The 26,508-nt window shown below is 73.4% G+C and carries 22 protein-coding genes, 1 tRNA gene and 1 riboswitch; of the genes, 5 read left to right on the forward strand and 18 right to left on the reverse strand.

Features of this window, described 5'->3' with window-relative positions; all coding sequences use genetic code 11:
* The first annotated feature begins 191 nt into the window (after positions 1–191).
* Positions 192–1,103, forward strand: a complete 912-nt coding sequence (locus IE106_RS10685) for a hypothetical protein (RefSeq protein WP_189533143.1) — start codon at positions 192–194, stop codon at positions 1,101–1,103.
* Between the two features lie 9 nt (positions 1,104–1,112).
* On the opposite strand, the gene IE106_RS10690 is transcribed toward IE106_RS10685, so the two are convergent.
* Positions 1,113–1,457 carry a hypothetical protein gene (locus tag IE106_RS10690; RefSeq protein WP_189532409.1) on the reverse strand — a complete coding sequence of 115 codons (345 nt, stop codon included), beginning with the start codon at positions 1,455–1,457 and terminating at the stop codon, positions 1,113–1,115.
* Between the two features lie 99 nt (positions 1,458–1,556).
* Between IE106_RS10690 and IE106_RS10695 the strand changes: the two genes are divergently transcribed.
* Positions 1,557–1,787: a DUF4287 domain-containing protein gene (locus IE106_RS10695; RefSeq protein WP_189532410.1), complete on the forward strand. Its 231-nt coding sequence runs from the start codon at positions 1,557–1,559 to the stop codon at positions 1,785–1,787.
* A gap of 72 nt (positions 1,788–1,859) precedes the next feature.
* Here the strand turns inward: IE106_RS10695 and IE106_RS10700 are convergent, their stop codons facing one another.
* Together IE106_RS10700 and IE106_RS10705 are read right to left on the reverse strand one after the other, a co-directional pair.
* Positions 1,860–2,738 (reverse strand): Bax inhibitor-1/YccA family protein, encoded by an 879-nt coding sequence (locus tag IE106_RS10700; protein ID WP_189532411.1) that lies wholly within the window; start codon positions 2,736–2,738, stop codon positions 1,860–1,862.
* A 149-nt stretch (positions 2,739–2,887) separates the two neighbouring features.
* Positions 2,888–2,968, reverse strand: a tRNA-Leu gene (locus IE106_RS10705).
* A 420-nt stretch (positions 2,969–3,388) separates the two neighbouring features.
* Between IE106_RS10705 and IE106_RS10710 the strand changes: the two genes are divergently transcribed.
* On the forward strand, positions 3,389–4,159 hold the full coding sequence (locus IE106_RS10710; RefSeq protein WP_189533145.1) for an ABC transporter ATP-binding protein: 771 nt from the start codon (positions 3,389–3,391) through the stop codon (positions 4,157–4,159).
* A gap of 70 nt (positions 4,160–4,229) precedes the next feature.
* Complete coding sequence (locus IE106_RS10715) at positions 4,230–6,761, forward strand: ABC transporter permease (RefSeq protein WP_189532412.1); 2,532 nt, start codon at positions 4,230–4,232, stop codon at positions 6,759–6,761.
* Between the two features lie 64 nt (positions 6,762–6,825).
* On the opposite strand, the gene IE106_RS10720 is transcribed toward IE106_RS10715, so the two are convergent.
* The 15 genes from IE106_RS10720 to IE106_RS10790 form a co-directional block, all read right to left on the reverse strand.
* On the reverse strand, positions 6,826–8,040 hold the full coding sequence (locus IE106_RS10720; RefSeq protein WP_268255288.1) for a phospholipase D-like domain-containing protein: 1,215 nt from the start codon (positions 8,038–8,040) through the stop codon (positions 6,826–6,828).
* Positions 8,041–8,133: 93 nt separating this feature from the next.
* Positions 8,134–9,471: an SAM-dependent methyltransferase gene (locus IE106_RS10725; RefSeq protein WP_189532413.1), complete on the reverse strand. Its 1,338-nt coding sequence runs from the start codon at positions 9,469–9,471 to the stop codon at positions 8,134–8,136.
* Between the two features lie 266 nt (positions 9,472–9,737).
* On the reverse strand, positions 9,738–11,114 hold the full coding sequence (locus tag IE106_RS10730; RefSeq protein WP_189532414.1) for an NAD(P)/FAD-dependent oxidoreductase: 1,377 nt from the start codon (positions 11,112–11,114) through the stop codon (positions 9,738–9,740).
* A 383-nt stretch (positions 11,115–11,497) separates the two neighbouring features.
* Positions 11,498–12,412: a Ppx/GppA phosphatase family protein gene (locus IE106_RS10735; RefSeq protein WP_189532415.1), complete on the reverse strand. Its 915-nt coding sequence runs from the start codon at positions 12,410–12,412 to the stop codon at positions 11,498–11,500.
* The gene (locus IE106_RS10740) at positions 12,409–12,957 is read right to left on the reverse strand and encodes a DUF501 domain-containing protein (protein ID WP_189532417.1); all 549 of its coding nucleotides are present in this window, start codon (positions 12,955–12,957) and stop codon (positions 12,409–12,411) included. The genes IE106_RS10735 and IE106_RS10740 overlap by 4 nt, the downstream gene beginning before the upstream one ends.
* Before the next feature lie 50 nt (positions 12,958–13,007).
* Positions 13,008–13,481, reverse strand: a complete 474-nt coding sequence (locus tag IE106_RS10745; RefSeq protein ID WP_189532419.1) for an FtsB family cell division protein — start codon at positions 13,479–13,481, stop codon at positions 13,008–13,010.
* Positions 13,482–13,582: 101 nt separating this feature from the next.
* The gene (gene eno, locus IE106_RS10750; RefSeq protein ID WP_444545528.1) at positions 13,583–14,872 is read right to left on the reverse strand and encodes a phosphopyruvate hydratase; all 1,290 of its coding nucleotides are present in this window, start codon (positions 14,870–14,872) and stop codon (positions 13,583–13,585) included.
* 318 nt (positions 14,873–15,190) lie between these two features.
* Positions 15,191–15,874 carry a LysM peptidoglycan-binding domain-containing protein gene (locus IE106_RS10755; protein ID WP_189532423.1) on the reverse strand — a complete coding sequence of 228 codons (684 nt, stop codon included), beginning with the start codon at positions 15,872–15,874 and terminating at the stop codon, positions 15,191–15,193.
* Between the two features lie 3 nt (positions 15,875–15,877).
* Positions 15,878–16,047: riboswitch (cyclic di-AMP (ydaO/yuaA leader) on the reverse strand.
* A gap of 260 nt (positions 16,048–16,307) precedes the next feature.
* Positions 16,308–17,306 carry a LysM peptidoglycan-binding domain-containing protein gene (locus tag IE106_RS10760; protein WP_189532425.1) on the reverse strand — a complete coding sequence of 333 codons (999 nt, stop codon included), beginning with the start codon at positions 17,304–17,306 and terminating at the stop codon, positions 16,308–16,310.
* 94 nt (positions 17,307–17,400) lie between these two features.
* On the reverse strand, positions 17,401–18,672 hold the full coding sequence (locus IE106_RS10765) for a cytochrome P450 family protein (RefSeq protein ID WP_189532427.1): 1,272 nt from the start codon (positions 18,670–18,672) through the stop codon (positions 17,401–17,403).
* Positions 18,669–20,798 (reverse strand): SEL1-like repeat protein, encoded by a 2,130-nt coding sequence (locus tag IE106_RS10770; RefSeq protein WP_189532429.1) that lies wholly within the window; start codon positions 20,796–20,798, stop codon positions 18,669–18,671. Before IE106_RS10770 ends, IE106_RS10765 begins: the two co-directional genes overlap by 4 nt.
* A 42-nt stretch (positions 20,799–20,840) precedes the next feature.
* Positions 20,841–21,824 (reverse strand): nucleoside triphosphate pyrophosphohydrolase, encoded by a 984-nt coding sequence (locus tag IE106_RS10775; protein ID WP_189532431.1) that lies wholly within the window; start codon positions 21,822–21,824, stop codon positions 20,841–20,843.
* Positions 21,825–21,847: 23 nt separating this feature from the next.
* A complete protein-coding gene (locus tag IE106_RS10780; protein ID WP_189532433.1) occupies positions 21,848–22,498 on the reverse strand; it encodes a SurA N-terminal domain-containing protein in 651 nt (216 codons plus the stop codon).
* Between the two features lie 82 nt (positions 22,499–22,580).
* Positions 22,581–23,000, reverse strand: coding sequence for a GtrA family protein (locus IE106_RS10785; RefSeq protein ID WP_189532435.1), 420 nt, complete (start codon positions 22,998–23,000; stop codon positions 22,581–22,583).
* A complete protein-coding gene (locus tag IE106_RS10790; RefSeq protein ID WP_189532437.1) occupies positions 22,997–23,959 on the reverse strand; it encodes a glycosyltransferase family 2 protein in 963 nt (320 codons plus the stop codon). Before IE106_RS10790 ends, IE106_RS10785 begins: the two co-directional genes overlap by 4 nt.
* Before the next feature lie 123 nt (positions 23,960–24,082).
* Here IE106_RS10790 and IE106_RS10795 point away from each other — a divergent pair, with 123 nt between their 5' ends.
* Positions 24,083–26,503: a YfhO family protein gene (locus tag IE106_RS10795; RefSeq protein ID WP_189532439.1), complete on the forward strand. Its 2,421-nt coding sequence runs from the start codon at positions 24,083–24,085 to the stop codon at positions 26,501–26,503.
* The last annotated feature ends 5 nt before the right edge of the window (positions 26,504–26,508 follow it).

Below are 26,508 nucleotides of genomic sequence, written 5' to 3' on the forward strand. Positions count from 1 at the left end.
CCCCCAGGATGTGACCTATCTCCTGGGGGAGATTCGTTTGTGCAGGTCATCGTTGTGGGAGCGCGAAACATCAGCAGAAGAAAACTGTCCAATTCGTGACGTAATGCACTGACACCGGGTCCACAGCCGGGACAAGCTGATGTAGGAAGTGCGGGGGATCGATTGAAACCGGGAGTAAGTCAGTGAGCGCCATGTCTCTCGCCCTGCTGCTGACCACGGCCACCGCCACGGCCGTGGGCGCCGCTGCCCTGTACACCACTCACGGGCTGCGCCGGCAGATCACCGCCCTGCGCACCGACCTCGCGGCCGTCCTCGGCGCGGCGGGCCGGGCTCCGACCGTCCCGCACGCCCGCTCCGCGGACGCCACGATGGCGGAGGAGATACGCGCGGCCGTCACCGAGGCCCTCGCCGAGGAGCGCGAGCGCGAGCTGGCGGAGGCCCGCGCCTTCTGGGCCGCCCAGGAGGCCAGGGACGCCTCCGACTCCCCCGCCTCCCTGCTGGGCGGCGCCACGGGCCCGCTGGGCGGCGTCGGCGACGACGGCCCCTACTTCGTGCCGCGCCAGTCCGACTTCGCGGGCCTGGAGGCGCTGGACCTCGACGCCGAGTACGACACCGACCCGCTGGGCGACTTCACCGGCGCGGAGCTGCCCGACCTGCCCGGCCTGCTGGGCGGCGAGTTCCCGGAGCCGGCCGGGGCGGGCGACTGCCCCGAGTACGCCGAGGACTCCCCCGAGCTGGCCGCGGCCCGCCGCCGGCACCCCTCGCACCCCGACTTCGTGCCCGTCCAGACGCCGGTCGTCACCGACCACGAGCGGACCGTGGCGCGCCTGGAGGAGCTGGCCGCCGCGCGCACCGCGCTGACCGACGTGCGGCCCGGACCGCTCGGCACGCTCGACGTGTACGTCTTCGAGGACGGCACCACGCTGTGCATGACGCCCGGGCACCGCGAGACCGCCGAACGCCTCGCCGAGGCCCTGCGCGAGGGCGCCACGCCGTTCCTGCTGGGCGGGTCGGGCGTCTCCGGCGCGTACGCCCTGACGTTCTCCTGCGGCGACGAGGAGAACGTCTACATCCTCGCCGACCGCGTCATCGCCTCCCTGTAGGCGCCGCCCCTACAGGCCCGCCCGCGCCGCCGCCGCGCGGACCGACGCCACCGCGTCCGCCAGCTCCCCGCCCGGCGCCGCCCCGGACGCACCGTCCCGGCGCGCGGCGGCACGCAGCGCCTCGGCGAGGTCCGCGCCCGCCACCGCCAGCTGGTCCCCCACCGCGAAGACCCCCGCGTCGGGCATGACGCGCACCTCCGCCGCGCCCTCCAGCCGCTGCGCCCGCTCCGCCAGCTCCCTGGCCAGCGCGAGCCCCTCCGCCGCCGCGCCCTGCCTGAGCCGGCTCTGCGGGGCGGCCCGCAGCCGGTCGGCGAGCATGCCCACGGCCTCGTCCAGTTCCGTCGTATCGTGCACGCCGCGACCCTATGCGCCGGTACGGCACTGTTGCCAACGGGCGAACACTCGGGCACGGTGACGTGAAGGAGCACTCGCGCACAGCGTCCGGAGGCGCCGATGTCCCACGTCTTCTCCGAAGAGACCCATCGAAATCTGCTCTCCCGCATCCCCCACTGCACGGGCCGTGAAGTGTCCGACTGGCTTCGCACCGTCGAGGAAGGCCCTTCCCTCATCCGCTTCGAGGAGAAGGTGAGCTGGCTCCGGAGCGAGCACGACCTCGCGTACGGCCACGCCAAGGCGATCATCCACGAGTACGACCTGCGGCGTGCCGCGCGCAAGCTGCTGTAGGCGGCGGGTCCGCACGACGCCGAAGGGCCCGCCCGGACGAACCGGGCGGGCCCTTCACCGACTGCGGGGCGGTCAGTCCTCGCCGGCGAAGATCTGCACCAGCCGCAGGAACTCCAGGTAGATCCACACCAGGGTCATGGTGAGGCCGAACGCGGCCAGCCACGACTCCTCGCGCGGAGCGCCGTAGGCGATGCCGTCCTCGACCTGCTTGAAGTCCAGCGCAAGGAAGCAGGCGCCGAGGACGATGCCGATGAGGCCGAACACGATGCCGAGGCCGCCGCTGCGGAAGCCCAGGCCGTCACCGCCGCCGAAGACGGCGAACAGCGCGTTCACCGCCATCAGCAGGACGAAGCCGATCGCGGCCGCCATCACGAAGCCGTAGAAGCGGCGGGTGACGCGGATCCAGCGCATCTTGTACGCGATGAGCACGCCGGCGAAGACCGCCATCGTGCCGAGCACCGCCTGCGGGACGGCGCCCGCCGTGACGTACGTCGAGACGGCGCTGGAGATGACGCCGAGGAAGACGCCCTCGAACGCCGCGTACCCCAGGATCAGGGCGGGCGACGCCTTGCGCTTGAAGGACTGCACCATCGCGAGGACGAAGGCCACCAGGGCCGCGCCGATGCCGATGCCGTACGACTTGCCGAGGTTGGCCGGGTCGACCGGCAGCAGGAGCCAGGCGAGCGTCGCGGTGACGAACACCGTGCCGAGCGTGATGGCCGTGCGGGTCACCACGTCGTCGATGGTCATGGCACCGGTGTGCGCCGAAGCCTGCGGCGGGACACCCTGCTGGACGTCCTGCTGGGCGTAGGGGTTGGTCGCGTACGGGTTCGTCGCGTACGGGTTGGTTCCAGCGGCGGGGCCCCCGGCCTGCTGCTGCGCGTTGAAGCCCGCGTAGCCGTTGTCGCGGCTGAACCCCCGTCGCGAGAAGACCGGGTTGCTGCTCCTCATCTCACTCCTCCATGGCCGCCGTGCGCGGCCTTGGAACAAGAGTAATGGGGGAGCAAAGGAAACACCCTAGTGCTCGGGGAGGATCTTTCCGCTCCTGGGTCTCGATCACGCAACCCCCGTGTCGCGCCGGAACCTCCCCGAGCCGTCGGTGCCCGGAGCGGGACTCGAACCCGCACGGCCGTAGGCCAGCGAGGTTTAAGCTCGCCGTGTCTGCGTTCCACCATCCGGGCATGACGCGTGAGTGCCCCGCGTCAGCACACGAGCCTATCCGGGCGCTTCCCTCGAACAGCGGAAGAGTGGCCCGATGTTGTCTTATTTTATTGAGTTCTGAGGGTGCGTCAGGCCACATCGAGGGCGTTGCGCAGCAGCGGCGCGGGGTTCGCGGCCGCACATGCCGTCCCGGTGGAATGACGGAAAGTCGCCGTCCGTCCACGGCGAGTCCTCGCCATCGGGGCCGGCTCCCGCCCCCGTACGCCGTCCCGGTGGGGGTCTCAGGGGCGCCGTCATACCTCAGGAGGAGGGGCGGAGCGCGCCGTCAGACTCCAGAGGGCCCCCGGAACGGGCACGCGGACGGACGACCGGCGGGGGTGGCGGCGCGGACGATGGAACGGTCCTCGACGAACCCATGTGTGACAGGAGCCCTCCTCGTGATCCCCACCCCGACGACCGCACGCCGCGCCACCGCGGTGGCCGCCCGCGCCACGGATCTCTCCAAGGTCTACGGGCAGGGCGAGACCCGGGTGGTCGCCCTCGACCGGGTCACCGTGGAGTTCCCGCAGGGCGAGTTCACCGCGATCATGGGCCCGTCCGGGTCCGGCAAGTCCACCCTGATGCACTGCGTGGCCGGCCTGGACACCTTCTCCGGCGGCTCGGCCCGCATCGGCGACACGGAGCTGGGCTCCCTCAAGGACAAGCAGCTCACCCAGCTGCGCCGGGACAAGATCGGCTTCATCTTCCAGGCGTTCAACCTGCTGCCGACGCTCACCGCCCTGGAGAACATCACGCTCCCCATGGACATCGCGGGCCGCAAGCCGGACCGGCAGTGGATGGACCGGGTCATCGACATGGTCGGCCTGTCCGGGCGGCTCGGCCACCGGCCGGCGCAGCTCTCCGGCGGCCAGCAGCAGCGCGTCGCCGTCGCCCGCGCCCTGGCCTCCCGGCCCGAGATCATCTTCGGCGACGAGCCCACCGGCAACCTCGACTCGCGCTCCGGCGCCGAGGTGCTGGGCTTCCTGCGGAACTCGGTGCGGGAGCTGGGCCAGACGGTCGTGATGGTCACCCACGACCCGGTCGCCGCGTCCTACGCCGACCGGGTGATCTTCCTGGCGGACGGCCGGATCGTCGACGAGATGCTCGCGCCGACCGCCGACGGGGTGCTGGACCGCATGAAGGAGTTCGACACCAAGGGCCGGACCAGCTGACCGGGGCGCCGGACCCGCCCCGCGCCCCGCCCCTCCCGCCACCGGCCCCCTCCACCCCAGGACACACCTCATGTTCCGTACCGCCCTGCGCAATGTGCTCGCGCACAAGGCCAGGCTGCTGATGACCGTCCTCGCCGTCATGCTCGGCGTGGCCTTCGTCTCCGGCACCCTCGTCTTCACCGACACCCTCGACCAGGCCTTCACCAAGCAGTCCGCCAAGAGCTACGACGACGTCGCGGTCGCCGTCAGCTCCCACGCCGACCCCGACGACCCGAAGCAGGAGCCCGGGATCTCCCGCGCCACGCTCGACCGGATCGCCGGGGTGGACGGCGTCGCCACCGCCACCGGCCGCGTCGAGGGCTTCGCCGGCGTGCCCGACGAGGCCGGCAAGCTGATCGGCGTCGGGTGGTCCAACAAGGGCGCCAACTTCGCCCCCGGCAAGGACGGCAAGGACCCGCGGTACGACTTCGTCGAGGGCGGCGGCCCCGTCTCCGGCGGCCGGATCGCCCTCGACCGGGAGACCGCCGCCGAGGGCGGGTACGAGGTCGGCGACACCGTCCGCGTCGCCACCAACGGCCCGGTGGAGGAGTACCGCCTCCAGGGCGTCTTCACCACCGACGACGGCGGCGTCAGCGCCGGCGGCAGCCTGGTCCTGTTCGACACGCAGACCGCGCAGCGGCTGTTCCTCAAGCCGGGCTACTTCGCGGACGTCACCGTCACCGCGGCGCCCGGCGCCGACGACGCGAAGCTCCTCGGCGCGATCGAGCCGCTGCTGCCGGAGCACGCGGAGGCGCAGACGGGCAAGGTCCTCGCCGAGCAGCAGGCCAAGGAGATCGAGGCGGGCCTGAGCGCCTTCAACCAGATCTTCCTCGGCGCCGCCGGGATCGCCCTCTTCGTCGGTGTCTTCCTGATCGCCAACACGTTCACCATGCTCGTCGCGCAGCGCACCAAGGAGGTCGCGCTGATGCGGGCCGTCGGCGCGTCCCGCAAGCAGATCACCCGCTCGGTGCTGGCGGAGGCCGCGATCGTCGGCCTGGTCGCCTCCGCCGCCGGCTACCTCCTCGGCATCGGACTGGCCGCCGGCCTGCGCTCCGGCATGGCGTCGTTCGACCTGAAGGTGCCGGACGGCCCGCTCGTCCTCGGCGTCACGCCCGTGCTGTCCGCGCTCGGCGTCGGCCTCGTCGTCACGATGCTCGCCGCGTGGCTGCCCGGCCGCCGCGCCGCGAAGATCCCGCCGGTCGCCGCGATGAACAGCCTGCACGCGGCGCCCACCCAGAAGTCGCTGGTCGTGCGGAACAGCATCGGCGGCGGGCTGGCCCTGATCGGCGGCGGGCTGATCGTCTACGGCGCCCTGGAGGGCGGCGAGACGGGGCGCTTCCTCATCGCCGGCGGCGCGTTCCTCGCCCTGATCGGCGTGATCATGCTGATCCCGCTGCTGTCGCGGCCGCTCATCGCCGCCGTGCGGCCGCTGATGGTCGGGGTCTTCGGGATCTCCGGCAAGCTCGCCGGGCAGAACGCCGTCCGCAACCCGCGCCGCACGGGCGCGACCGCCTCCGCGCTGGCGATCGGCCTCACCCTGGTCACCGGCCTGTCGGTGCTCGGCGTCACGGTCGGCCAGTCCATCGACAGGATGACCACCGACCAGATCAAGGCGGACTACATGGTCCGCATGGCCGGCGGGGGCTTCCTCGACCAGTCCGCGCTGACCGCCCTGGAGAAGGCCCCCGGCGTCACCGCCGTGTCGCCGCAGCAGGCGGCGTACCTGGAGATCGGCGGCGAGTTCACCTCCGCGTCCGCCGTCACCCCCGGTGACGTCGAGCAGGTCCTGAACGTCGAGCGGACCGCCGGTTCGCTGGACTCGCTGGGCCGGGGGCAGATCGCCGTGGCCGAGAAGACCGCGAAGTCCCGCGGCTGGAAGGTCGGCAGCACCCTGCCCGTCACGTACAACGACGAGAAGAAGGGCACGCTGACCGTCGGCGCGGTCTACCGGGACAGCGAGTTCCTCTCGCCCGTCCTGATCGACCGGAAGGTCGTCGCCCCGCACGAGACCAAGCCGTACATCCCCTCCATCTTCATCACGATGGACGGCGGGGGGAGCGCCGCCAACGAGAAGGCGCTGGTCGACGCCCTCGGGAACAACCCGGCGATCACCGTCATGGACCATCAGGACATCCGCGACGAGTTCGGCGGCATGATCAACATGATGCTGAACATCATGTACGGCCTGCTGGCGATGGCCCTGATCATCGCCGTGCTCGGTGTGGTGAACACGCTCGCCATGTCGGTGTTCGAACGGCAGCAGGAGATCGGCATGCTCCGCGCGATCGGACTCGACCGGCGCCGGGTGAAGCGGATGGTCCGCCTGGAGGCCGTGGTGATCTCGCTGTACGGCGCGGTCGTCGGCATCGCCCTCGGCTCGTTCCTCGGCTGGGCGATCGGCGAGACCGTCAAGAACAGCCTGCCGGGGTACGCGCTGGTCCTGCCGTGGGACCGGATCGGGATCTTCCTGCTGCTCGCCGGACTGGTCGGCGTCCTGGCCGCGATGTGGCCGGCGCGCAGCGCGGCGAAGCTGAACATGCTCAACGCCATCAAGGCCGAGTAGCCGCACGCGCCGAAGGGCCGGACCCCCCGCGGGAGTCCGGCCCTTCGGCGTCCGCCGGGCCGCGTCAGGCGTCCGCGCAGTAGCGCATCAGGTGCTGGTGGTCGGCCTTGAACCGGTCGTACAGCGCCGCGTCGTCGATCTTCAGCAGCGTCTCGTCGTTGGCCCGCAGCGCGGGGTAGGTGTAGTTGTGGCTGCCCGTGAAGACGATCCTCCGGCCGGCCTGGCCGTTGTACGTGCCCTCGACGAGCAGGTACTTGGAGTGCAGCCGGACCGGTGCGCCGCCGGCGCGCGGCTCGTCGCAGGCGGCCTGCGCGGTGAGCCGGCCCGCCAGGACGCCCGCCACCGCCGAGCCCGTCGAGCCGGGCCCCCCGTCGCGGGCGAGGTGCACGGCGCAGCCGGCCCGGTGGAGTTCGACGAGCTTGGCGGCGACCTCGTCGCGGGTGAAGAGGTTGGCGGCCACCCGGACCTGCGTGGCGCCGCCGGCGCAGCCGACGTTGTCGAGGACCAGCTTCACGGTGTCCGTGGAGGCGTCGTCGTCGGGCGCCTTCGCGAACGACTCCTTCCGCGGGAAGAAGTACGCCTTGTACGGGCCGGTGGCGCTGGTGGGCGTGCGGTAGTAGTGGTCGGTCCCCCCGGACGTGCCGTGGGCCAGGAGGTCGGCGAAGTAGGCCTGGTAGACGTCGTACAGGCCGGCGTCGACGAGCGTCACGGCGTTGTTGAACAGGTCGGTGCGCTGGGTGTTCGTCAGGTTCGCGGAGGTCTGCACGACGACCTTGTCGGCGCCCCCGGTGGAGGAGAACAGCAGGAACTTGTTGTGGTTGATGGCCCCGTCGGCGTCGCCCGGCAGCGTGCGGGAGCCGATGCAGCCGCGCCCGGCGGGGCAGGCGTGGACCCAGGACGGCCGGGTGCGGTCGGTGCCGAGCGCGTCGGCGAGGCGACCGTACTCGCCGCCGGCCATGGTGACCGAGGTGTGGTCGAGGATCACGCGGACGCGGACGCCGCGGGCGTGGGCGGCGGCGAGGGCGTCGGCGACGGTGTCCTCGGTGAAGGTGTACATCGCGACGCTGATGGTGGAGCCGGCCGGGGCGCGGCCGATCAGGTCGGTGACGTGGTCACGGATGCGGCTCTGGGCGGCGGTGTCGCCGGCCGGGTCGTTGAAGGTGGCGGTCGTGGTGACGGGTACGGCCTCCGGCTCGGCGGCGGCCGGGACGGCGGTGGCCCCGGCGGTCAGAGCGGCGGCGGTCGGCAGGCCGAGCAGCCAGGTGGTGCGGCGACGCACGGAAGGAGATCCCCCTCTTGCCCTCGTGGCCGGGGCGAGGCCCGTCCCTCACGGACGGACCCCGCCCCGGCGCGGTCGGAAGGGGGGAACGTATCAACTGCCGTCGGCGCCGCTCCAGATGCGGCTGCGCAGCGGCATCCCCGAGGCGCCGCCCTCGGGTGTCCGCACCGCGAGGACCTGGTCGACGCCGATCCGGTTGCGCTCGAAGGCGAGCGCGGACGCGGCCGTGTAGAGGCGCCAGACGCGGGCCCGGCCCGGGGAGATGAGGCGTACGGCCTCGTCCCGGCGCTCCTCCAGGTTGGCGACCCACCGGCGCGGGGTGAGCGCGTGGTGCTCGCGGATCGCCTCGACGTCCCGCACCTCGAAGCCGGCCTCCTCCAGGGCGGCGGTGGTGCGGCCGATCGGGGCCGGCTCCCCGTCGGGGAAGACACAGGCGTCGATGAACGGGTCGATGCGGTACGCCTCCTCGCGGGGTTCGGGGCGGCGGGCGATCCGGTGGTCGAGGAGCCTGCCGCCGGGCTTGAGCAGGCCGTGCAGGACGTCGGCGTACTCGCGGTAGCGGACGGCGCCGACGTGCTCGGCCATGCCGACGGAGGAGATCGCGTCGTACGGCCCGTCGTGGACGTCCCGGTAGTCCTGGACGCGGATCTCGACGCGGCCGGTGAGCCCCTCGTCGGCGACGCGCTTGCGGGCGTACGCGGCCTGCTCGGAGCTGAGCGTGACGCCGACGACGGCGGCGCCGTGGTGGCGGGCGGCGTGCAGCGCCGTGGAGCCCCGGCCGCAGCCCACGTCGAGGAGCCGGTCGCCCTCCCTGACGGCCGGTTTGCGGCAGACCAGCTCCACCTTGTCGCGCTGGGCGTCCTCCAGGGTGGCGCCCTCGCTCCGGTAGGCGCACGAGTAGACCGTGGACGGGCCGAGGACCGGCTCGTGGAAGTCATTGCCCACGTCGTGGTGGTGGCTGACCGCCGCGCGGTCGCGGAGCCGGGTGTGGAGGGGGCCGCTGCGGCGCCCGACCTCCTCGGCGGGCGGGGCCGGCGGCCAGGGCCCGGCGAGCCGCAGCAGGTCGCGGGCGGCGGCGCGGACGCGCGGGTCACGGGCGGTGCGCAGGGCGCGGGCGGCCCGCGCCCGGCGGCTCCCGGGGGCGCCGCCGCCGGTGCCGCGCTCCCACAGGAGGCCGGCGAGGCGGTCGAGCACCCCGTACAGGTCGCCCTCCACGTCCACTTCCCCGGCGACCCAGCCGCGGGCGAGGCCCAGCTCCCCCGGCCACCGCGCCAGGCGGCGCAGCGCCCTGCGGTCCCGGATGACCAGCACGGGGGCGCCGGGGCCGGGCGGGCCGGCCCCGCTGCCGTCCCAGGCGCGGATCCGCACCGGGAGCGGGACGCCCCACAGGTCCTCGGCGAGTGCGGCCGGCCGCGAAGCGGCGTCGGACATGGTGCACACCTCCGTGACGTCGATCCCGGGAGTGCTCGGCACCACGTGAGCACCGGGGGCCGCGGAGAGCAGTCCCCCGGGCACGCCGGGTGGCCGGAGACCGACGCGACGGCGGCGCTCCGCCCCGCACCGGGCGCCCCCGGCGCGCTCCCCGGTACGACGCGACGAGGGGCCGCCCGCACCACGGATGGCGGGCGGCCCCTCGTCGGGACTGCGCGGGGACGGCCGGAGGTCCGGTCGTCGGAGCCGGGTCGACCCGGCCGGCGTCAGGAGGCCTTGGCCTTCTCCTGCTGGGCGGCGGGCGCCGGGGCCGGCTTGGCCGCCTCGTAGAACTCCTCGCGCGGCGACTCGATGGCGCCGAGCGAGACGACCTCGCGCTTGAGGAACATCGCGAGCGTCCAGTCCGCGAAGACGCGGATCTTCCGGTTCCAGGTCGGCATGGCCATGCCGTGGTAGCCGCGGTGCATGTACCAGGCGAGACGGCCCTTGAGCTTGATCTTCATCTTGCCCATGACGATCATCGCGACGCCCTTGTGCAGGCCGAGACCCGCGACCGCGCCCTTGTTGGCGTGGCTGTACTCCTTCTGCGGGAAGCCCCGCATGCCGGAGAGGACGTTGTCGCCGAGGACCTTGGCCTGGCGCAGCGCGTGCTGGGCGTTGGGCGGGCACCAGGCGTTCTCGTTGCCGGCCTTGCGGCCCACGAGGTCCGGGACCTGGGCGTTGTCGCCCGCGGCCCAGATGTAGTCCGTGCCCGACACCTGGAGGGTCGGCTGGCAGTCGACGTGGCCGCGGGGGCCGAGCGGCAGGCCGAAGCGGGCCAGCGCCGGGTTCGGCTTCACGCCGGCGGTCCACACGATCGTGTTGGAGTCGACCTCGAGGCCGTTCTTCAGCACCACGTGGCCGTCGACGCAGGAGTCCATGGAGGTGCTCAGGTAGACCTCGACGCCGCGGCCCTCGAGGTGCTCCTTGCCGTACGCGCCGAGCTTCGGACCGACCTCGGGGAGGATCTTGTCGGCGGCGTCGACCAGGATGAAGCGCATGTCCTCGCGGGACACGTTCTTGTAGTACTTGGCGGCGTCGCGGGCCATGTCCTCGACCTCGCCGATCGTCTCGGCACCGGCGAAGCCACCGCCGACGAAGACGAAGGTCAGGGCCTTGCGGCGGACCTCCTCGTCGGTGGTCGAGTCGGCCTTGTCCAGCTGCTCGAGCACGTGGTTGCGCAGGCCGATGGCCTCCTCGATGCCCTTCATGCCGATGCCCTGCTCGGCGAGGCCGGGGATCGGGAAGGTGCGGGAGACCGCGCCGAGCGCGATGACCAGGTAGTCGAACGGCAGCTCGTACGCCTCGCCGACGAGCGGCGCGATCGTGGCGACCTTGCGGTCCTGGTCGATGGTGGTGACCCGGCCGGTCAGGACCTCGGCCTTGGGCAGCACGCGTCGCAGCGGTACGACGACGTGCCGCGGCGAGATGCTGCCGGCGGCGGCTTCGGGGAGGAAGGGCTGGTACGTCATGTACGAGCGCGGGTCGACGACCGTGACGGTCGCCTCGCCGTAGCGCATCTTCTTCAGAATGCGACGAGCTGCGTACAGGCCTACGTACCCACCGCCTACTACGAGGATCCTGGGACGCTCCGTGGTGCTCATGCCATCGAGTATCCACCCCTCGGAGGGGGGTCGCTCGTGCGCCCCTTCACAAGGTTCGAGGGGGGCTCTGTTACACTGCGCCGCTCACGTGACCCAGGTCATGGTGCGGGCCGGGAACCAGGGTGCGGCGGGGGACGTTGTTCAGTGCTCCCTCACCCCTCGTGAACTGGACCGGAGAGCCTTCCGTAACGGTGGACCACCGCCTTGCTTCACATGGCCGAAACGCTTCTGCGGTTACGAAAGCCGGGACGGAGCAGAGCCCTGACGGGGCTCTGTAAGGGTCACACCCCCGTCAGAGACCCTCATCAGGGCTCTTTTCCTTGTGAAGAACTTCACGACCTTTTTCCGACGACCCGTCGGCCGGCCCCCTGGGACCGCCTCCGTCACACCAGGGACCAGGCGATCCCGTCGAGGATGTCGTGTTCGCTCACCACGACCTCGGAGGCGCCGACGTGCTCCATGATCTCGCGCAGGACCAGGGCGCCGGAGACGATGACGTCGACCCGGCCCGGGTGCATGACGGGGATCGCGGCGCGCTCGTCGTGGGTCATCGCCAGCAGCCGGGCGGTGACCTCGGCGACCTGCCCGTAGGGGATGCGGGAGCGGTGGATCGCCGCCGAGTCGTACTCCTCCAGGCCCAGGGCGATCGCGGCGACCGTGGTGACGGAGCCGGCGAGGCCGACGAGGGTGTGCGCCCCGCGGATCGGGACGGTCTCCTCGGCCAGGGCGAGCGCGGCGCGCACGTCGGCGCGGATCGCGGCCACCTCGTCCTCGCCGGGCGGGTCGTGGCGGACGTGGCGCTCCGTCAGGCGCACGCAGCCGACGTCCACCGACCGGGCCGCCTCGACGTGTCCGGCGCCGACGACGAACTCGGTGGAGCCGCCGCCGATGTCCACCACCAGGTACCGGTCGGTGCCCTCCAGTTCGCGGGTCGCCCCGGTGAAGGAGAACTCGGCTTCCTGGTCACCGGTGATGACCTCCGGCTCGACGCCCAGGATGTCCAGGACGCCCCGCACGAAGTCCTCGCGGTTCTCGGCGTCGCGGGACGCGGAGGTCGCCACGAAGCGGACCCTCTCGGCGCCCCGCTCCTCGATGACGGCGGCGTACTCGCGGCACGCCGCGAACGTCCGCTCCAGCGCCTCCGGGGCCAGCCGGCCCGTGCGGTCCACGCCCTGGCCGAGGCGGACGATGGTCATCCGCCGGTCCAGGTCGACGAGGGTGCCCGCGTCGGGGTCGGCGTCCGCCACGAGGAGGCGGATGGAGTTCGTACCGCAGTCGATGGCCGCCACCCGGGTCATCGGACGTCCTCCGCCCCGGCCCCGCCGTCGCGCTCGACGCTCACGCAGGGGCCCTTCGCCCACCACTCCGGGAGCATCGCCAGCGCCTCGTCGCCCAGCGGGTTCACGCCCGGACCGGCGACCAGGGAGTGGGCGACCAGGACGTGCAGGCACTTCACGCGGTCCGGCATGCCGCCGGCGCTGGGGAAGCCGGTCAGGACCTCGATGGCGTCGCGGCGGGCGATGTAGTCCTCGTGCGCGGCCCGGTAGGCGGCGGCCAGCTCGGGGTCCTCGCCGAGGCGCTCGGTCATCTCCTTCATGACGCCGTTCGCCTCCAGCGTGCCGATCGCGGAGTTCGCGCGGGGGCACGTGAGGTAGTACGTCGTCGGGAACGGCGTGCCGTCGGGGAGCCGGGGCGCGGTCTCGACGACGTCGGGCTCGCCGCACGGGCAGCGGTGCGCGATGGCCCGCAGGCCGCGCGGCGGGCGGCCGAGCTGTTCCTTGAAGGCCGCGACGTCGGCCTCGGTCGGCTCGGTGCGGTCGGTCTGCGGAGGGGGCGTTTCCATGCCTGCCTTGATCCTGCTCGGTCCTGGTGGGGCCACGGCTGCGCCGGTGGCTATCGGTCCTGCTGGTCGGCGCGGTCCACGCCGTCCCAGACGTTGGAGTACCAGGGCCGGCCGATGCCGCCCTGGTCGGTGCGGTGCCGGCGCGCCGCCTCGGGGTCGTTCATGGTGAAGGCGGTCTCGCCGGGCATCACGTAGTGGAGGTGCTGGCGGGCGAGCCGCTTGACGTAGGCGTCGTCCTGGAGGCGGGCCTTCTCGTCGCGGAGCCGTTCGACGCGGGCGGCGGCCTCCTCGGCCAGGCGCTCCTGCTCGGCGATCTCGCTGCGCTGCGACACGTACTGGCGCATCGGGTAGGCGAGGGCGACGACCATGGTGCAGACGACGAGGGCGAGGAAGGCGGCCCGGCCGGTGAGCCGGGAGCGGCGCGCCTGGCGGCGGCTCTGGGAGCGGTAGACGCGGGCGGCGGTCTGCTCGCCGAGCAGCCGCAGCCTCGTCGCGGTCGAGAACCGGTCCCGGTCCTGGCCCATCGGCTCGCCCCTCCTCACGTACGACGTCCCCGGACACGGTACGGGACCGTGGCCGGGGACGTACGCAACCGGGGGGCGACGAGACGCCGCTCCCCGCTCGTTCAGTCGTTCGCGGGGCGGAACCGCGGGAACGCGCTGCGGCCGGCGTACACGGCGGCGTCGTCGAGGATCTCCTCGATGCGCAGCAGCTGGTTGTACTTGGCGACGCGCTCGGAGCGGGCCGGGGCACCGGTCTTGATCTGGCCGCAGTTGGTGGCGACGGCCAGGTCGGCGATGGTGACGTCCTCGGTCTCGCCGGAGCGGTGGGACATCATGCACTTGAAGCCGTTGCGCTGGGCCAGCTCGACGGCGTCCAGGGTCTCCGTGAGGGAGCCGATCTGGTTGACCTTGACGAGCAGGGCGTTGGCGGCGCCCTCCTCGATGCCGCGGGCCAGGCGCTCGGGGTTGGTGACGAACAGGTCGTCGCCGACGAGCTGGACCTTCGTGCCGAGCTTCTCGGTGATGGTCTTCCAGCCGTCCCAGTCGTCCTCGAACAGCGGGTCCTCGATGGAGACGAGCGGGTACGAGGCGACGAGCTCCTCGTAGTACTCGGTCATCTCGGCGGCCGTGCGGGACTTGCCCTCGAACGCGTAGGCGCCGTCCTTGTAGAACTCGGACGCGGCGACGTCCAGGGCGAGCGCGATGTCCCGGCCCGGGGTGTAGCCGGCCTGCTTGATCGCCTCGAGGATGAGGTCGAGGGCGGCGCGGTTGGACTCCAGGTTCGGGGCGAAGCCGCCCTCGTCGCCCAGGCCGGTGGACAGGCCCTTGTCCTTCAGGACCTTCTTCAGGGTGTGGTAGACCTCGGTGCCCCAGCGCAGGGCCTCGGAGAAGGACTCCGCGCCGATCGGGGCGATCATGAACTCCTGGATGTCCACGTTGGAGTCGGCGTGCGAGCCGCCGTTCAGGATGTTCATCATCGGCACCGGCAGCAGGTGCGCGTTCGGGCCGCCCAGGTAGCGGAAGAGCGGCAGGTCGGACGCCTCGGAGGCGGCGTGCGCCACGGCGAGGGAGACGCCGAGGATGGCGTTGGCGCCGAGGGAGGACTTGTCCGGGGTGGCGTCCAGGTCGAACATCGCCTGGTCGATCAGCCGCTGCTCGGTGGCGTCGTAGCCGACGAGCTCCGGGCCGATCTGCTCGATGACGGCGAGCACGGCCTTCTCGACACCCTTGCCGAGGTAGCGGTCCTTGTCACCGTCGCGGAGCTCGAGGGCCTCGAACGCACCGGTGGAGGCACCGGACGGGACGGCAGCACGGCCGGTGCTGCCGTCGTCGAGGCCGACCTCGACCTCGACCGTGGGGTTGCCTCGGGAGTCCAGGATTTCCCGGGCTACGACGACGTCGATGGACGGCACGAGCATCTCCTTCTGGGATGTGACGCATGGAGTGCAGGATCTTTGGCCTTGCGGCAAGAGCCTAACCGCCCCGGGGGCCGGTGCCCGCGACCGCCCGCCCGCTGGGACGAAAAAGGGCACAAGGCAGTGCGTTCCGGGACGAACGACCACCGTCCCTACTGGTCGGTAATCGCCTTGAGCGCCTCTGTTCTCATCCGTCCTGGACCGTTTTGTCCGGGATGGGGAAGGCCCCGGCCCGCCGCGTACGGGGGCGCGCGGCGGGCCGGGGCCGGCTCGGGAGGGGGCCGGCCGGGCGGGCCCGGCCGGCCTGCCGCCGGGTCAGCTCAGGTGGAGCTGCTGGCCCGGGTAGATGAGGTCGGCGTCGTCGACGATGTCCTTGTTCAGGTCGAACAGCTTCTTCCAGCCGCCCTGGACGTCCTTGGCCGCGGCGATGGAGCCGAGGGTGTCGCCGGCCTTGACCTCGTACTCGCCGTCGCCCTTCTCGACCTTCCCGCCGGTCGGGGTGGTGACGGTCCCGGTCTCGGCCTTGGGGGCCGCCGCCTTGGGCTGGGCCGCCTCGGGGGCGGTGCGCGGCTCGCTGCGCGTGGTGGGCTGCTCGGTGGCGCGCTCGGCGGCGCCGCCGCCGTACGGCGTGCCGGACAGGCCGACGCCGCAGACCGGCCAGGCGCCCTTGCCCTGGCCCGCGAGGACCTTCTCGGCGATCTCTATCTGCTGGGCCTTGCCGGCCTGGTCGGCGGTGGAGGCGTACTTCGTGCCGCCGTACGCGGCCCAGGTGGAGGCCGAGAACTGCAGGCCGCCGTAGTAGCCGTTACCGGTGTTGATGGACCAGTCGCCGCCGGACTCGCACTGCGCGACGCGGTCCCACTCGGCGGCGGTCGCGGCGTTGGCGGACGTGGCGCCCATCAGCGGGGCGGCGACGGCCACACCGGTGATGCCGGCGAACGCGGCGAGACGGACGGCCTTGGACGGGCGACGGTGCTTTCCCTTGCCGGAATTCAGCATGGTGGATCTCCTCACCGACGCCTGCGAGGTGAGCTGTCGGGTTCGGGCCTGGTGAGTGCCCGGCCGCGCGCTGGGCGCGCGGCTTCACCCCGAGCCGGTTCCGGTCGTCTCGCAACGACCGGGTCCGGCACTTACCTTGGGTCCCCCGCTCCTGCCCACGGCGCTCGAAGCGTCGACTGTTCCCGTCGTCCGGCGGCAGGATTCGGCGTTACCGGTCGGACGGGGCCCGCGGTGGCGAGCGATGACGACGGTACGCACAGACCCGCCCCGAGTTCAAAGGGGGACATCCGGGTCAATCCGCCCCTACACGCCTGCCTCTTACGGGCGTTTGCGCAGGTAGGGGCGGAAACGGACGGACCGGGCGGCGCGGGGGCGCGAGTTGGGGCAAAGAGACTCTTGTCTCACTTCAAAGAAACGGACATTCAGCCCGTAACTACCCCTCGTTCGCGCCCAGGTCGAGGCTCTGGCCAGGGAGGATCAGGTCGGGGTCGGTACCCACGGTCTCGCGGTTCGCGTCGTAGAGCGCCGTCCAGCCGCCGGGCACCTCGTGGGCCTGCGCGATGGCCGACAGGTTGTCGCCGGGCCGGACGGTGTACGTGCCGTCCGCGGCGAGGCCCTCCGGCGTACGTACCGCTCCGTCACCGCGCGAGGTGTTCCTGTCGGTTTCGCGTCCGGTGACCGCATTGCCGGATTCGATGGTCTCGTCGGTGGCGCCCGGAGCGGTCGGGGCGGTCCCGGCCTCCTCCTTGGCCGGCTCGCCGCGGTGCTTGCCCGTGCCGGGCGCGGGGGCGTCCGTGCCGCCGTCGGTCGCGGGCGCGTCCTCGGGGGCCGCGGGATCGGCGGACGGCGCGGTCGGCGTGGCCGACGCGTCCGGGGTGGCGGGGGCGGTGGTCTCCGTGCCCTCCGGGGTCGTACCGGGGTCCGCGGTGCCCTCGGCGCCGGTGGCGGTCCCGTCCTGCGCGGCGGGCTCCTTCGCCGGCGCCTCGGTGTCCGTGCCGGTGCTCGCGCTCGGCTCCGGCAGGACCTCCGGGGTCGCCTCCGCCGGGGCGGAGTCGCCGCCGTCGGTCAGGCCCGCGATGGGCGCGCAGGTCTCCCACGCGGCGGCGCCCTGCGCGGCGAAGACCTTCTCCGCGACGGCGATCTGCTGGGAGCGGCTGGCGAGGTCGGCGCGCGGCGCGTACGCCGTGCCGCCGTGGGCCTGCCAGGTCTCCTGCGAGAGCTGGAGGCCGCCGTAGTAGCCGTTGCCGAGGTCGGCGCTCCACATGCCGCCGGTCTCGCATTCGGCGACCCGGTCCCAGGTGGTGGCGTCGGCGGCGGAGGCGGTGCCCGCGCCGAGCAGCGGCAGGGCGATCGCTGATCCGGTCACCCCCGCGGCGACGACGAGGGCCGGAGCTTGACGGGGTCGACGGTGTCGTCCGTTCCCGGAGCGCATGCGTTGGACCTTTCGCGTGACTGCTGAGGTGACGGTGAACGTAGCGGCATTCGAACGCCAGTCACAAGTCGGTGCAGGGGAGATTACGCGAACATCACAGAGGTGACGTAGCGTCAGCTTTTTCGGGGGTGAACTCCACCGGCAGGGTCCGCAGCCCGCGCATGATGAGCCCCCCGCGCCACCGCAGTTCGTCCGGATCGGCGGCGAGGCGCAGGTCGGGCAGCCGGGTCAGGAGCGTGGCCAGCGCCGTCTGGCCCTCCAGCCGGGCGAGCGGGGCGCCCAGGCAGTAGTGGATGCCGTGCCCGTACCCGAGGTGCTGGTTGTCGGACCGGCCGAGGTCCAGGGTGTCCGGGTCGTCGAACCGCTCCGGGTCCCGGTCGGCCGCGGCGAGGACGACGAGGACGGGGTCGCCGGGTTCGATCCGCTGCCCGCCGACGGTGAGCGGCTCCGTCGCGAAACGCCAGGTCGCCAGCTCCACCGGCCCGTCGTAGCGCAGGAGTTCCTCGACGCCCGTGGCGAGCAGCCCCGTCTCGCCGGCGGCCAGGGACGCCTGGAGGCGGGCCCGTTCGCCGGGGTTGCCGAGCAGGGCGTACACGCCGTTGCCGATGAGGTTGACGGTCGTCTCGAAGCCCGCGAACAGGAGGATGAACGCCATCGCGGCGGCCTCGTTCTCGGTGAGGTGCTCGCCGTGGTCGGAGGCGCGGATGAGGCCGGAGATCAGGTCGTCGCCGAGGTCCTCCCGCTTCCGGTGGATCAGGTCGACGAGGTACGCCCGCATCCGCTTCACGGCCCGCGCGACCCCGCCCCGCGGGCCCCCACCGTGCCGGATCATCTGCCCGGCCCAGTCCCGGAAGTCGTCCTGGTCCTCGGCGGGCACGCCGAGCATGTCGCAAATGGCGTAAATGGGGAGGGGGAAGGCGAACTCGTGGATGAGGTCGGCCTCTCCCTTTGTAGCGAAACCGTCGATCAGACGATCCGTCAGCTCCTGCACGCGGGGCGCGAACTCCGCGACCCGGCGCGGGGTGAACGCCTTCGACACGAGCCGGCGCAGCCGGGTGTGGTCCGGCGGGTCGATGTTGAGCAGGTGCGTCATCAGCTCGGCCTTGCGCTCCCCCGGGATGCCCGTCTTGCCCTTGGCGTGCGCGGGTTCGTCGTGGTGCGCGGGGTTCTTGCTGAGCCGCTGGTCGGCGAGGGCCTGCCGGGCGTCGGCGTACCGGGTGACCAGCCACGCCTCGACGCCGCTGGGCAACCGGGTCCGGTGCACGGGCGCGTGCTCCCGCAGCCAGGCGTACGCCGGGTACGGGTCGGTGGCGAACTCCCAGGTGAAGAGCTCGGGGGGCGCGGCGGGGTCGTGGGCGGCGTTCACCCCTCGACGGTATCCGCCCCGCCGTTCAGCGCCTGCACGGCACCGGGGTGACCGGCTTCGGCGGCTTGGCGCATCCAGAGGGCGGCTTCTTCCTCGTCGCCCTCCTTCGCCAGGAGCCGGGCCATCCGGAAGGCCCCGTAGGCGTCTCCCAGCTCGAAGCCCTTCTGGTACCAGGCGCGGGCCCAGACCAAGTCGCCGTGGCCCTCCAGCACGGCACCGAGGTGAGTGGCGTCCATCGCGTGGTCCCGCCGGGCATCACCTTCGAAGAAGCCGACCACCTCTTCGTAGGCCCCCGTGCGGCGCGTGCCGTCGCCCCACCGCTCGTCACCGGCATCGGCGGCGCGGCGCAGCAGGACATCCGACGCCTCTTCGGGTCCCATGAACCGCAGCGTCGCACCGTACAGCCCGGCGATCGGCGCGTACCGCTTCTCCGCGGCCCGGAGGCACAGGTCGAACGCCTCCCCGACCCGCCCGGCGCCGAAGTACTGCTCGGCCAGCAGACCCAGCCCGTCCAGGTCCCCTGCGTCCGCCGCCCTGCGCAGCCACCCCTCCGCCCGGTCCCGCAGCAGCCCACCCAGCAGGGTCGCGGCGGCGGCGTCGCCCGCCTCGGCCGCCCTCTCCAGGTACGGCTCCGCCTCCCGCGCCTCGCCCCGCTCGGCCAGCGCCCGTCCCAGGTCGGCGGCGGCGCCCGGGTGTCCCGCGTCGGCGGCCCTGCGCAGCCACTCCTCCTCGCCGGTGAGGCGGGCCAGGCGGTGCATGGCTTCGGGGTCGCCCGATCCGGCGCGCTTCCGGAAGTCCGCGGTCGCGAGTTCGGCGACGTGCTTCTGCCCCTGCGCGAGCGCCAGGTCCCACGTCTCGTACGGGACCGGCGACTGTCCGTCCTCGGCCCGCCTCTTCCCGACCAGGTGGCCGTAGACGTCCAGCTGCCCCGTGCCGGGCACCTCCGCCAGCAAACCGGCCACTCCGTGGCGGCGGCGCACCGCCCAGGCGAGGGCCGAGTCGAAGGCCTCCGCGCACTCGGGGGCGTACGCCTCGTACACGGCTCTCACGAGGTCGCGGGGCAGTGGCCCGTCCAGCCCGCACCCCGCCAGGTCGAGGGCGGCACGCACCAGCTGATGACCGGGCCGGTTCCCCGTCGGGCGTCCCGCCCTGCGCCACTCCTCCCACAGCTCGGGGCCCACCGCGAGACTCTCGGTGACACGTACGCCGCTGCACCAGGCCACCGAGGCTCGGAGGCGCGCGTCACCGGTCTCCTCTGCTCGGTCCAGCTCGTCCTCGCTCCACTCCGGCTCCAGTTCCACCACCCGCGCCCGGCTCAGGACACGAGCGGTCGCCGGGGAGCCGAAGCGGTGCTCGTCGTACGCGGCGTCGGACATCGTGGCGACGATCCGGACGTCCATGGCCATGAGGCGGGACACCAGGGCCGCGTCGAGGCCGTCCAGGTACCGCTCCAGGTCGTCCAGCCACACCACGCAGGCGGTGCCCCGGGCGCCGATGCGCTCGGGCAGGGTCCGCAGGTCCGTGCCGGGCGGCGGGACGCACACCCGGGTGCCGGGCGGCAGCCGGCGTACGTGGGCCCAGGCGGTGGTCGTCTTGCCGGACAGCGGCGCGCCGGTGATCAGCAGGAAGCCGTCCCGCCGCTCCGGGTCGAGGTCCGCGTCGCGGTCCCGGCGGACGTACGGCACCTCGTGCGGGGCGCCGAGCGCGTGCGGGTCCACCGTCGCCGCGTCCAGCCAGAGCGCCGGGTCGGGCGTGACCGCGCCGTACTGGAGGGTGCCGATGTACCCGGCCTGGACGATGTCCCGGGCGGCCCCGCCGGTGACGGTGTTGCGGACGAGGGCCGAAGGGGGAGCGGCGGCCGGGCCGGCCGTGAAGGCGCGCAGCAGGTCCAGCACGGGCTCGCGCGCGGCGACCGAGCGCAGCCACCGCCCGGCCTCGGCGCGGAACCCCGCGCCGTCGCCGTCCGGGCCGCCGGCGGCCCAGTACCCGGCCGCCAGCCTGAGGAAGCCCCTCGCGGCCGGTTCGTCCAGCTCGGCCAGCCGCTCGCGCAGCTCCCGGGTCCTGTGCGTCCGTATCGCGCGGAGCACGGTGGTGACGTCCGCGTCCCGCGTCTCCTCCCCGCCCACCGGTCCTCCCCGTCTCCCCCGCCCCGTGCCCGGAGGGCCACGTTACCCAGCCGGGTGGCCCTCCGCCGCGCGGATCGCGTCGCGGTACGCGCGGGCCGCCGCCCGCAGCGCGGCCTCCGGGTCCACGCCCTCCGCCTCCGCCCGGGCCGCCATCTCCAGCAGGGCGTAGCCGATCCCCTCGCCCCGCGGCGGCTCGACCTCCAGGCCGGCGTTGCGCACGCGGCTCGCCAGCTTCGCCGCCAGGGCGAGGCCCGGCTGGCCCAGGGGGATGCCGTCCGTGACGGAGGTCCGCCGCTTCTCGACGGCCTTGGTGCGCAGCCAGTGCTCCTTGACCTGCTCGGGCGTCTCGGCGGTCTCCTCGCCGAAGACGTGCGGGTGGCGGTGGACGAGCTTCTCGACCAGGCCGCCCGCCACGTCGTCGAGGGAGAACGGCTCCTCCTGCGCCTCCTCGGCGATCCGGGCGTGGAAGACGACCTGCAGGAGGACGTCGCCCAGCTCCTCGCGCAGCTCCTCGCGGTCGCCGTCCTCGATCGCCTCGACCAGCTCGTACGCCTCCTCGATGGCGTACTTGGCGAGGCCCCGGTGGGTCTGGCGGGACGACCAGGGGCACTCGCGGCGGATGCGGTCCATCACCTCGACGAGGTCGAGGAGGCGGGCGCCCGGCAGGTCGTACGAGCCGGGGAGCAGCTCCAGGTCGGGCATGGCGACGCGGCCGGAACCGGCGAGGCGGGCCAGCCCGTCGGTGAGGTCCCGGTCGCCCTCGCCCGTCGCGAGGACGACGACCGTGCGGTCCCCGGCGCACGCGTCGACCAGCTCCCGCGCCGTGGGGGCGGCGGCCTCGACGGTGACGCCCGCCTCACGGAAGTACGGCAGCTGCGGGTGCTCCGGGTCGGGGCACAGCACCGCGTCGGCGGCGCGCAGGGTCTGCCACGCCGGCCAGGACAGCACACCGGGGGCCACCCGGTGGCTGGTGGTGAGGAGGACGATGCGGCCGGTGCCGGGGGTGTCTGCGGCTTGAGCGTTCACCCCTCGAACCTACCGCCCCGCCCCTACGCCCCCGCCGGGGTGGCCCCCGGGTCCTCGGTGACCTGGCGCAGCCAGGGGGCCTGGTAGCGGCCGAGCTGGATCCGGTCGTGGTCCCAGGTGCCGTACCGGGGGTTCACGTCGATGCCGAGGTCCCGGGAGGCGGCGCCGAACAGGTCGGTGAGCTTCTTCTGGCCCTCGGGGCTGTTCGTCACCCCGTGCTTCTCGGCGATCTTGTTCATGAGGACGTTGCGCCGGATGACCCCGTCGATCTCGCCGGGTGCGGTGCCCTGCTGCTGGAGCAGCATCGCGGCGAGCTGCTCCTCCCCGCCGTACTGGCGGGCGGCGTCGCGCCGGGTCTGCCGGAGTTCCTTGCGGCTGACCGTGATCCCGGCGTCGGCGGCGACCTTCTCCACCACCCGGTCGAAGATCATCCCGTTGAGCTTCTCGCGGCTCAGGTCGCCGGTGGCGCGGATCAGCTGCTCGGCCTGCGGCGACGCCTCCTGCGCCGAGCGGACGTCCCGGACCTGCGCCTGGAGCGCGGCCGTCTCGATCCGGTTGCCGCCGACGACGGCCGCGGCGCCGGGGTGGGCGTCGCCGCCGCAGGCGGTGAGGAGGGGGGCCGCGACGAGGAGGGCGGCGGACACGGAGAGCGCGGTGCGACGGCGGCGGTGCAAAGGGGCCTCCCGGCGTGGGTCGTACGTCAGTGTCAACGACCTTGCGGTGATCGATGGTAGGCAGTGGCCGTGGCCCAGGCCACTACTTCGGAGCCACTTCTGCCAACGAGTCACGGTCCTTCGGGTTCTCGGGCCGCAGCATGATCGTCCGGGAGACGACGAACGTGACGGGGACGGCGGCCGCGGCGGCGAGCAGCGGCGCGTACCGGCTGGACAGGCCCGCCACGTCGACCAGCAGCCAGACGCCGGCGGTGGTGATCACGAAGTTCGCCGCGTTGGTGAGGGGGAACAGCAGGAACTTCCGCCAGGTCGGGCGGGTGCGGTAGGTGAAGCGGCTGGTGAGGAAGAACGAGCCGGTCATCGACAGCACGAACGCGGCGACGTGCGCGGCGACGTAGGGCAGGCCGCACGTCAGGAACAGCAGGTAGCAGCCGTAGTACGTGCCGGTGTTCACCACCCCCACCAGGGCGAACCTGACGATCTGGCCGCTGACGCCGGTCATCTTCGGCTGAACTCCCCCGGGGACGGTCGCGTGCTCGGTGTGCCGGTGTTCGACGCCTTCACCAGGAAGTGCGGGCGCCGCTTCACCTCGTAGTAGATACGGCCCACATACTCCCCGATCAGGCCGACCATCACCATCTGGACGCCGGCGAGCGCGGTGACGGCGACCAGGAGGGTGACGTAGCCGGGGGTGTCCACCCCGTTGAGGAGGGCGTCGCCGACGATCCACGCCGCGTAGAGGAAGGCCGTGGAGACGAGCAGGAATCCCAGGTAGAGGGCGGCGCGGAGCGGTTTGTCGTTGAAGGAGAGCAGACCGTCGAGACCGTAGTTGAGGAGTTTGCGGAACGTCCATTTCGAGCGGCCCTGCTCACGCGTCTCGTTCTGGTACTCGAACGTCGCGGTGGGGAATCCGACCCAGGCGAAGATCCCTTTCGAGAAGCGGTTGTACTCGGTGAGTTCCAGCACCGCGTCGACGGCCCGGCGGGACAGCAGCCGGAAGTCCCCGACGCCGTCGACGAGCTCCACGTCGACGAGCCGGTTGATCACCCGGTAGTAGCCGCGGGCGAGCAGGGTGCGCGTGACGCGGTCGCCCTCGCGGGTGCGGCGGGCGACGACCTGGTCGTGGCCGTCGGCGTGCAGGTCCAGCATGCGGCCGACGAGCCGCGGCGGGTGCTGGAGGTCGGCGTCCATGAGGACCACGGCGTCCCCGGCGGCGTGGCGGAGCCCGGCGAGCATGGCGGCCTCCTTGCCGAAGTTCCGGCTGAAGGAGACGTACCGGACGCGGGGGTCGGCGGCGGCCCGCTCCTGGAGGAGTTCCAGCGTGCGGTCGCGGCTTCCGTCGTCGACGTAGACGAGTTCGAAGTCCACCGCGAGGCGGCCCAATTCCGCGGTCACGTGCTCGTGGAATCGGGGGATGATCTCCTCTTCCTCGAAACAGGGCACCACTATCGAGATCAGCACGGCGCCCACGGAAACGGCCGCGCGTGTCGGGTGCGGACCCCTTCCGTGGCGGGCAGGCGGACATTCGGTGAACTCGCCCGCGAGGCACGGGCATTCGCTTTTCCCGGTGCCATATTCGGGGACGTGGCCGAGTCCCGTACCCCTCCGTCCGCTCCGCGCGCCTGCGGTGCGGCCGCGCTGTTCGCCGTGTTCGCCGTCTGCGCCGGCGACGCCGTCGCCCGGACCTTCCCCTTCGGGCCGCGCACGCGCGCCGTCAACGACCTGGGCAACCAGTTCGTGCCGTTCCACGCCCACCTGTGGGACCTGCTGCACGGGCGGACCGGGGGCGGGCTGCTGCTGAACTGGCGGTCGGGGTACGGGACCAGTCTGCTGCCGGACCTGGGCACCTATCTGACCGGCCCGTTCGCCCTGCTCGTCGGGGTGTTCCCGCGGGAGCGGATCGACCTGGCCGTGTACGTGGTGACGGTGCTGAAGCTCGGCGCGGCGGCGGCCTCCATGGCGCTGGTGCTGCTGCGGCAGCGGCGGGGCAGCCGGTGGGGGGCGGCCGTGCTGGGCGCCGCGTACGCGCTGTGCGGCTGGGCGGTGGTGGAGGCCTCGTACAACCCGATGTGGCTGGACGGGCTGATCGCCTTCCCGCTGCTGTGCCTGGTGGCCGAGTGGGTGCGGGAGGGGCGGCGCCCGGTGCTGGGGCCCGTGGTGGTCGCCGTGTGCTGGGTGGCCAACTTCTACACCGCGTACATGGCGACGCTCGGCGCGGCGCTGGTGCTGCTCGCGCGGGGCGGGGCGCGGCCGCGGGTGCTGGGGCGGGCGGCGGCGACGGTGCTGCTGGGGGTGGGGCTCGCCGCACCCGTGCTGGTCCCGGTGTTCCTGGGGTCGCGGCACGCGTACCCGGGGTGGACGCGGCACTTCGACGCGGCGTCGTGGCCGGACGTGGCGGCGCGAGTGCTGCCGGCGACGTACAGCTTCTTCACGCCGGCGCTGTTCCTGGGGGCGGGGGCGCTGCTGCTGGCCGCCGCGCTGCCGTTCCACCGGGGGGTGGCCCGGCGGGAGCGGCTGGTGTGGGGCGGGCTGGTGGCGGGGGTGCTGCTGTCCGCGCAGTGGGAGCCGACGCACCTGGTGTGGCACGTGTTCGCCACGCCGAACGGCAGCCCGTACCGGCAGACGTTCGTCCTGGCGGGCGTCGTGGTGATGGCCGCGTGGACGGGGGTGGCCGCCGGCTGGCCGGGGCCGCGGGCGCTGCTGGGCGGGGCGGGCGTGCTGGCCGCCGTGGCGGTGGCGGCGGCGGGCAGCGCGCTGGTGACGGGCGCGTCGTACGCGCTGTTCGCGGGCGGGGTGGCCGCCGCCGTGGGGGCGGTGGTGCTGCTGGGCCGTGCGGGGCGGGGGCGGCGGGTGGTCCGGGCCGCGGGGGGCGCGCTGCTGGCGGCCACCGTCGTCGTGCCGGCCGCGGCCACCACGGCGTACGCCGACCGGGAGCGGCCCGCGCGGCTCGACGACTACCCGGCGTGGGGCGGCGCGCACGAGGTGCGGGCGGCGGCCGTGCGCGGCGCCGACGGCTGGCCGGAGCACCGGACCGACCCGGGGCGGCCCCAGCTCACCGGCAACGACCCGCTGCTGGTGGGCGGGCAGGGCGCCGCGTACTACAGCAGCCACACGCCGGAGGTGTGGACGCGGACCCTGGCCGCGCTCGGCGGCGGCTGGACCTCGCACGGGCGCAGCCTGCAGAGCCTCGACAACCCGGTGACCGACGCCCTGTTCGCGGTGGGCGCGCGGTGGCGGGAGGGGGTGCTGACGCGGACCGGGGAGCGGCTGCCGCTGGTGACGGTGCGGCCGCGGGCCGCGGGGACCGGCCCCGGGGGGCGGGAACTCCGGTACGGGTCCTCCGCGTTCCGCAACCAGGAGCTGCTGCTCGGGTCACGCGTCTACGACCTCCCCGCGGACGGCGCGTGCCCGGTCGGCAGCGACGTCTTCGCCTGGGCGCCCGACTTCACCGGCACGGTGCGCCTCGGCGGTACGGGCCGGCCGGCCGAGCTGCGCGGCGGGCTGCCCAAGCGGCGGGCCGCCATGACCCCGCTCGGCACGCAGCGCGCGGCGGGCGTGCGCGTGGAGTGGCGGGGCCGGGGCGCCGTGCCCGAGGGCTCCGTCGGCTGCCTCGACCGGGGGCGGCTGAGCGAGGCGGTGGCCCGGCTGCGGGCCACCGCGGCGGTGGACGTGCGGGTGGACGGCGACACGGTGCGCGCCGCGCTCCCGCCGGGCACCCGCGGGGTGGCGGTCCTGGCGGCGCCCCGGATCGCCGGGTGGCGGTGCGGGGGCCGGCCGGCCGGGGAGCACCTGGGCCTGGTCGCCGTGGAGGTCTCGGGTGGGGCGTCGGTGAGCTGCGCGTTCCGCCCGCCGGGGCTGCGGGCCGGGGCCGCGGGCGGGACGGCGGCACTGCTGGTGCTGGTGGGGACGGGGGTGCGCCTCCGGCGTGCGCGTCGCCCGCACGCCACCAAGACTTCACCCGTGCACCACCGTGCCGTACCCCGGGAACGGGCCGGTGCGGCGTAGCTTGC

The sequence above is a fragment of the Streptomyces roseolilacinus genome (assembly GCF_014649335.1).
GTDB classification, from domain to species: Bacteria; Actinomycetota; Actinomycetes; order Streptomycetales; family Streptomycetaceae; genus Streptomyces; species Streptomyces roseolilacinus.

Bases quoted from the DNA above. Each gene is read 5' to 3' on its own strand.
- IE106_RS10685 (WP_189533143.1), top strand. From the start codon at position 192: ATGTCTCTCGCCCTGCTGCTGACCACGGCCACCGCCACGGCCGTGGGC.
- IE106_RS10695 (WP_189532410.1), top strand. From the start codon at position 1,557: ATGTCCCACGTCTTCTCCGAAGAGACCCATCGAAATCTGCTCTCCCGC.
- IE106_RS10700 (WP_189532411.1), bottom strand. From the start codon at position 2,738: ATGAGGAGCAGCAACCCGGTCTTCTCGCGACGGGGGTTCAGCCGCGAC.
- IE106_RS10715 (WP_189532412.1), top strand. From the start codon at position 4,230: ATGTTCCGTACCGCCCTGCGCAATGTGCTCGCGCACAAGGCCAGGCTG.
- IE106_RS10725 (WP_189532413.1), bottom strand. From the start codon at position 9,471: ATGTCCGACGCCGCTTCGCGGCCGGCCGCACTCGCCGAGGACCTGTGG.
- IE106_RS10730 (WP_189532414.1), bottom strand. From the start codon at position 11,114: ATGAGCACCACGGAGCGTCCCAGGATCCTCGTAGTAGGCGGTGGGTAC.
- IE106_RS10735 (WP_189532415.1), bottom strand. From the start codon at position 12,412: ATGACCCGGGTGGCGGCCATCGACTGCGGTACGAACTCCATCCGCCTC.
- IE106_RS10740 (WP_189532417.1), bottom strand. From the start codon at position 12,957: ATGGAAACGCCCCCTCCGCAGACCGACCGCACCGAGCCGACCGAGGCC.
- IE106_RS10745 (WP_189532419.1), bottom strand. From the start codon at position 13,481: ATGGGCCAGGACCGGGACCGGTTCTCGACCGCGACGAGGCTGCGGCTG.
- IE106_RS10755 (WP_189532423.1), bottom strand. From the start codon at position 15,874: ATGCTGAATTCCGGCAAGGGAAAGCACCGTCGCCCGTCCAAGGCCGTC.
- IE106_RS10760 (WP_189532425.1), bottom strand. From the start codon at position 17,306: ATGCGCTCCGGGAACGGACGACACCGTCGACCCCGTCAAGCTCCGGCC.
- IE106_RS10785 (WP_189532435.1), bottom strand. From the start codon at position 23,000: ATGACCGGCGTCAGCGGCCAGATCGTCAGGTTCGCCCTGGTGGGGGTG.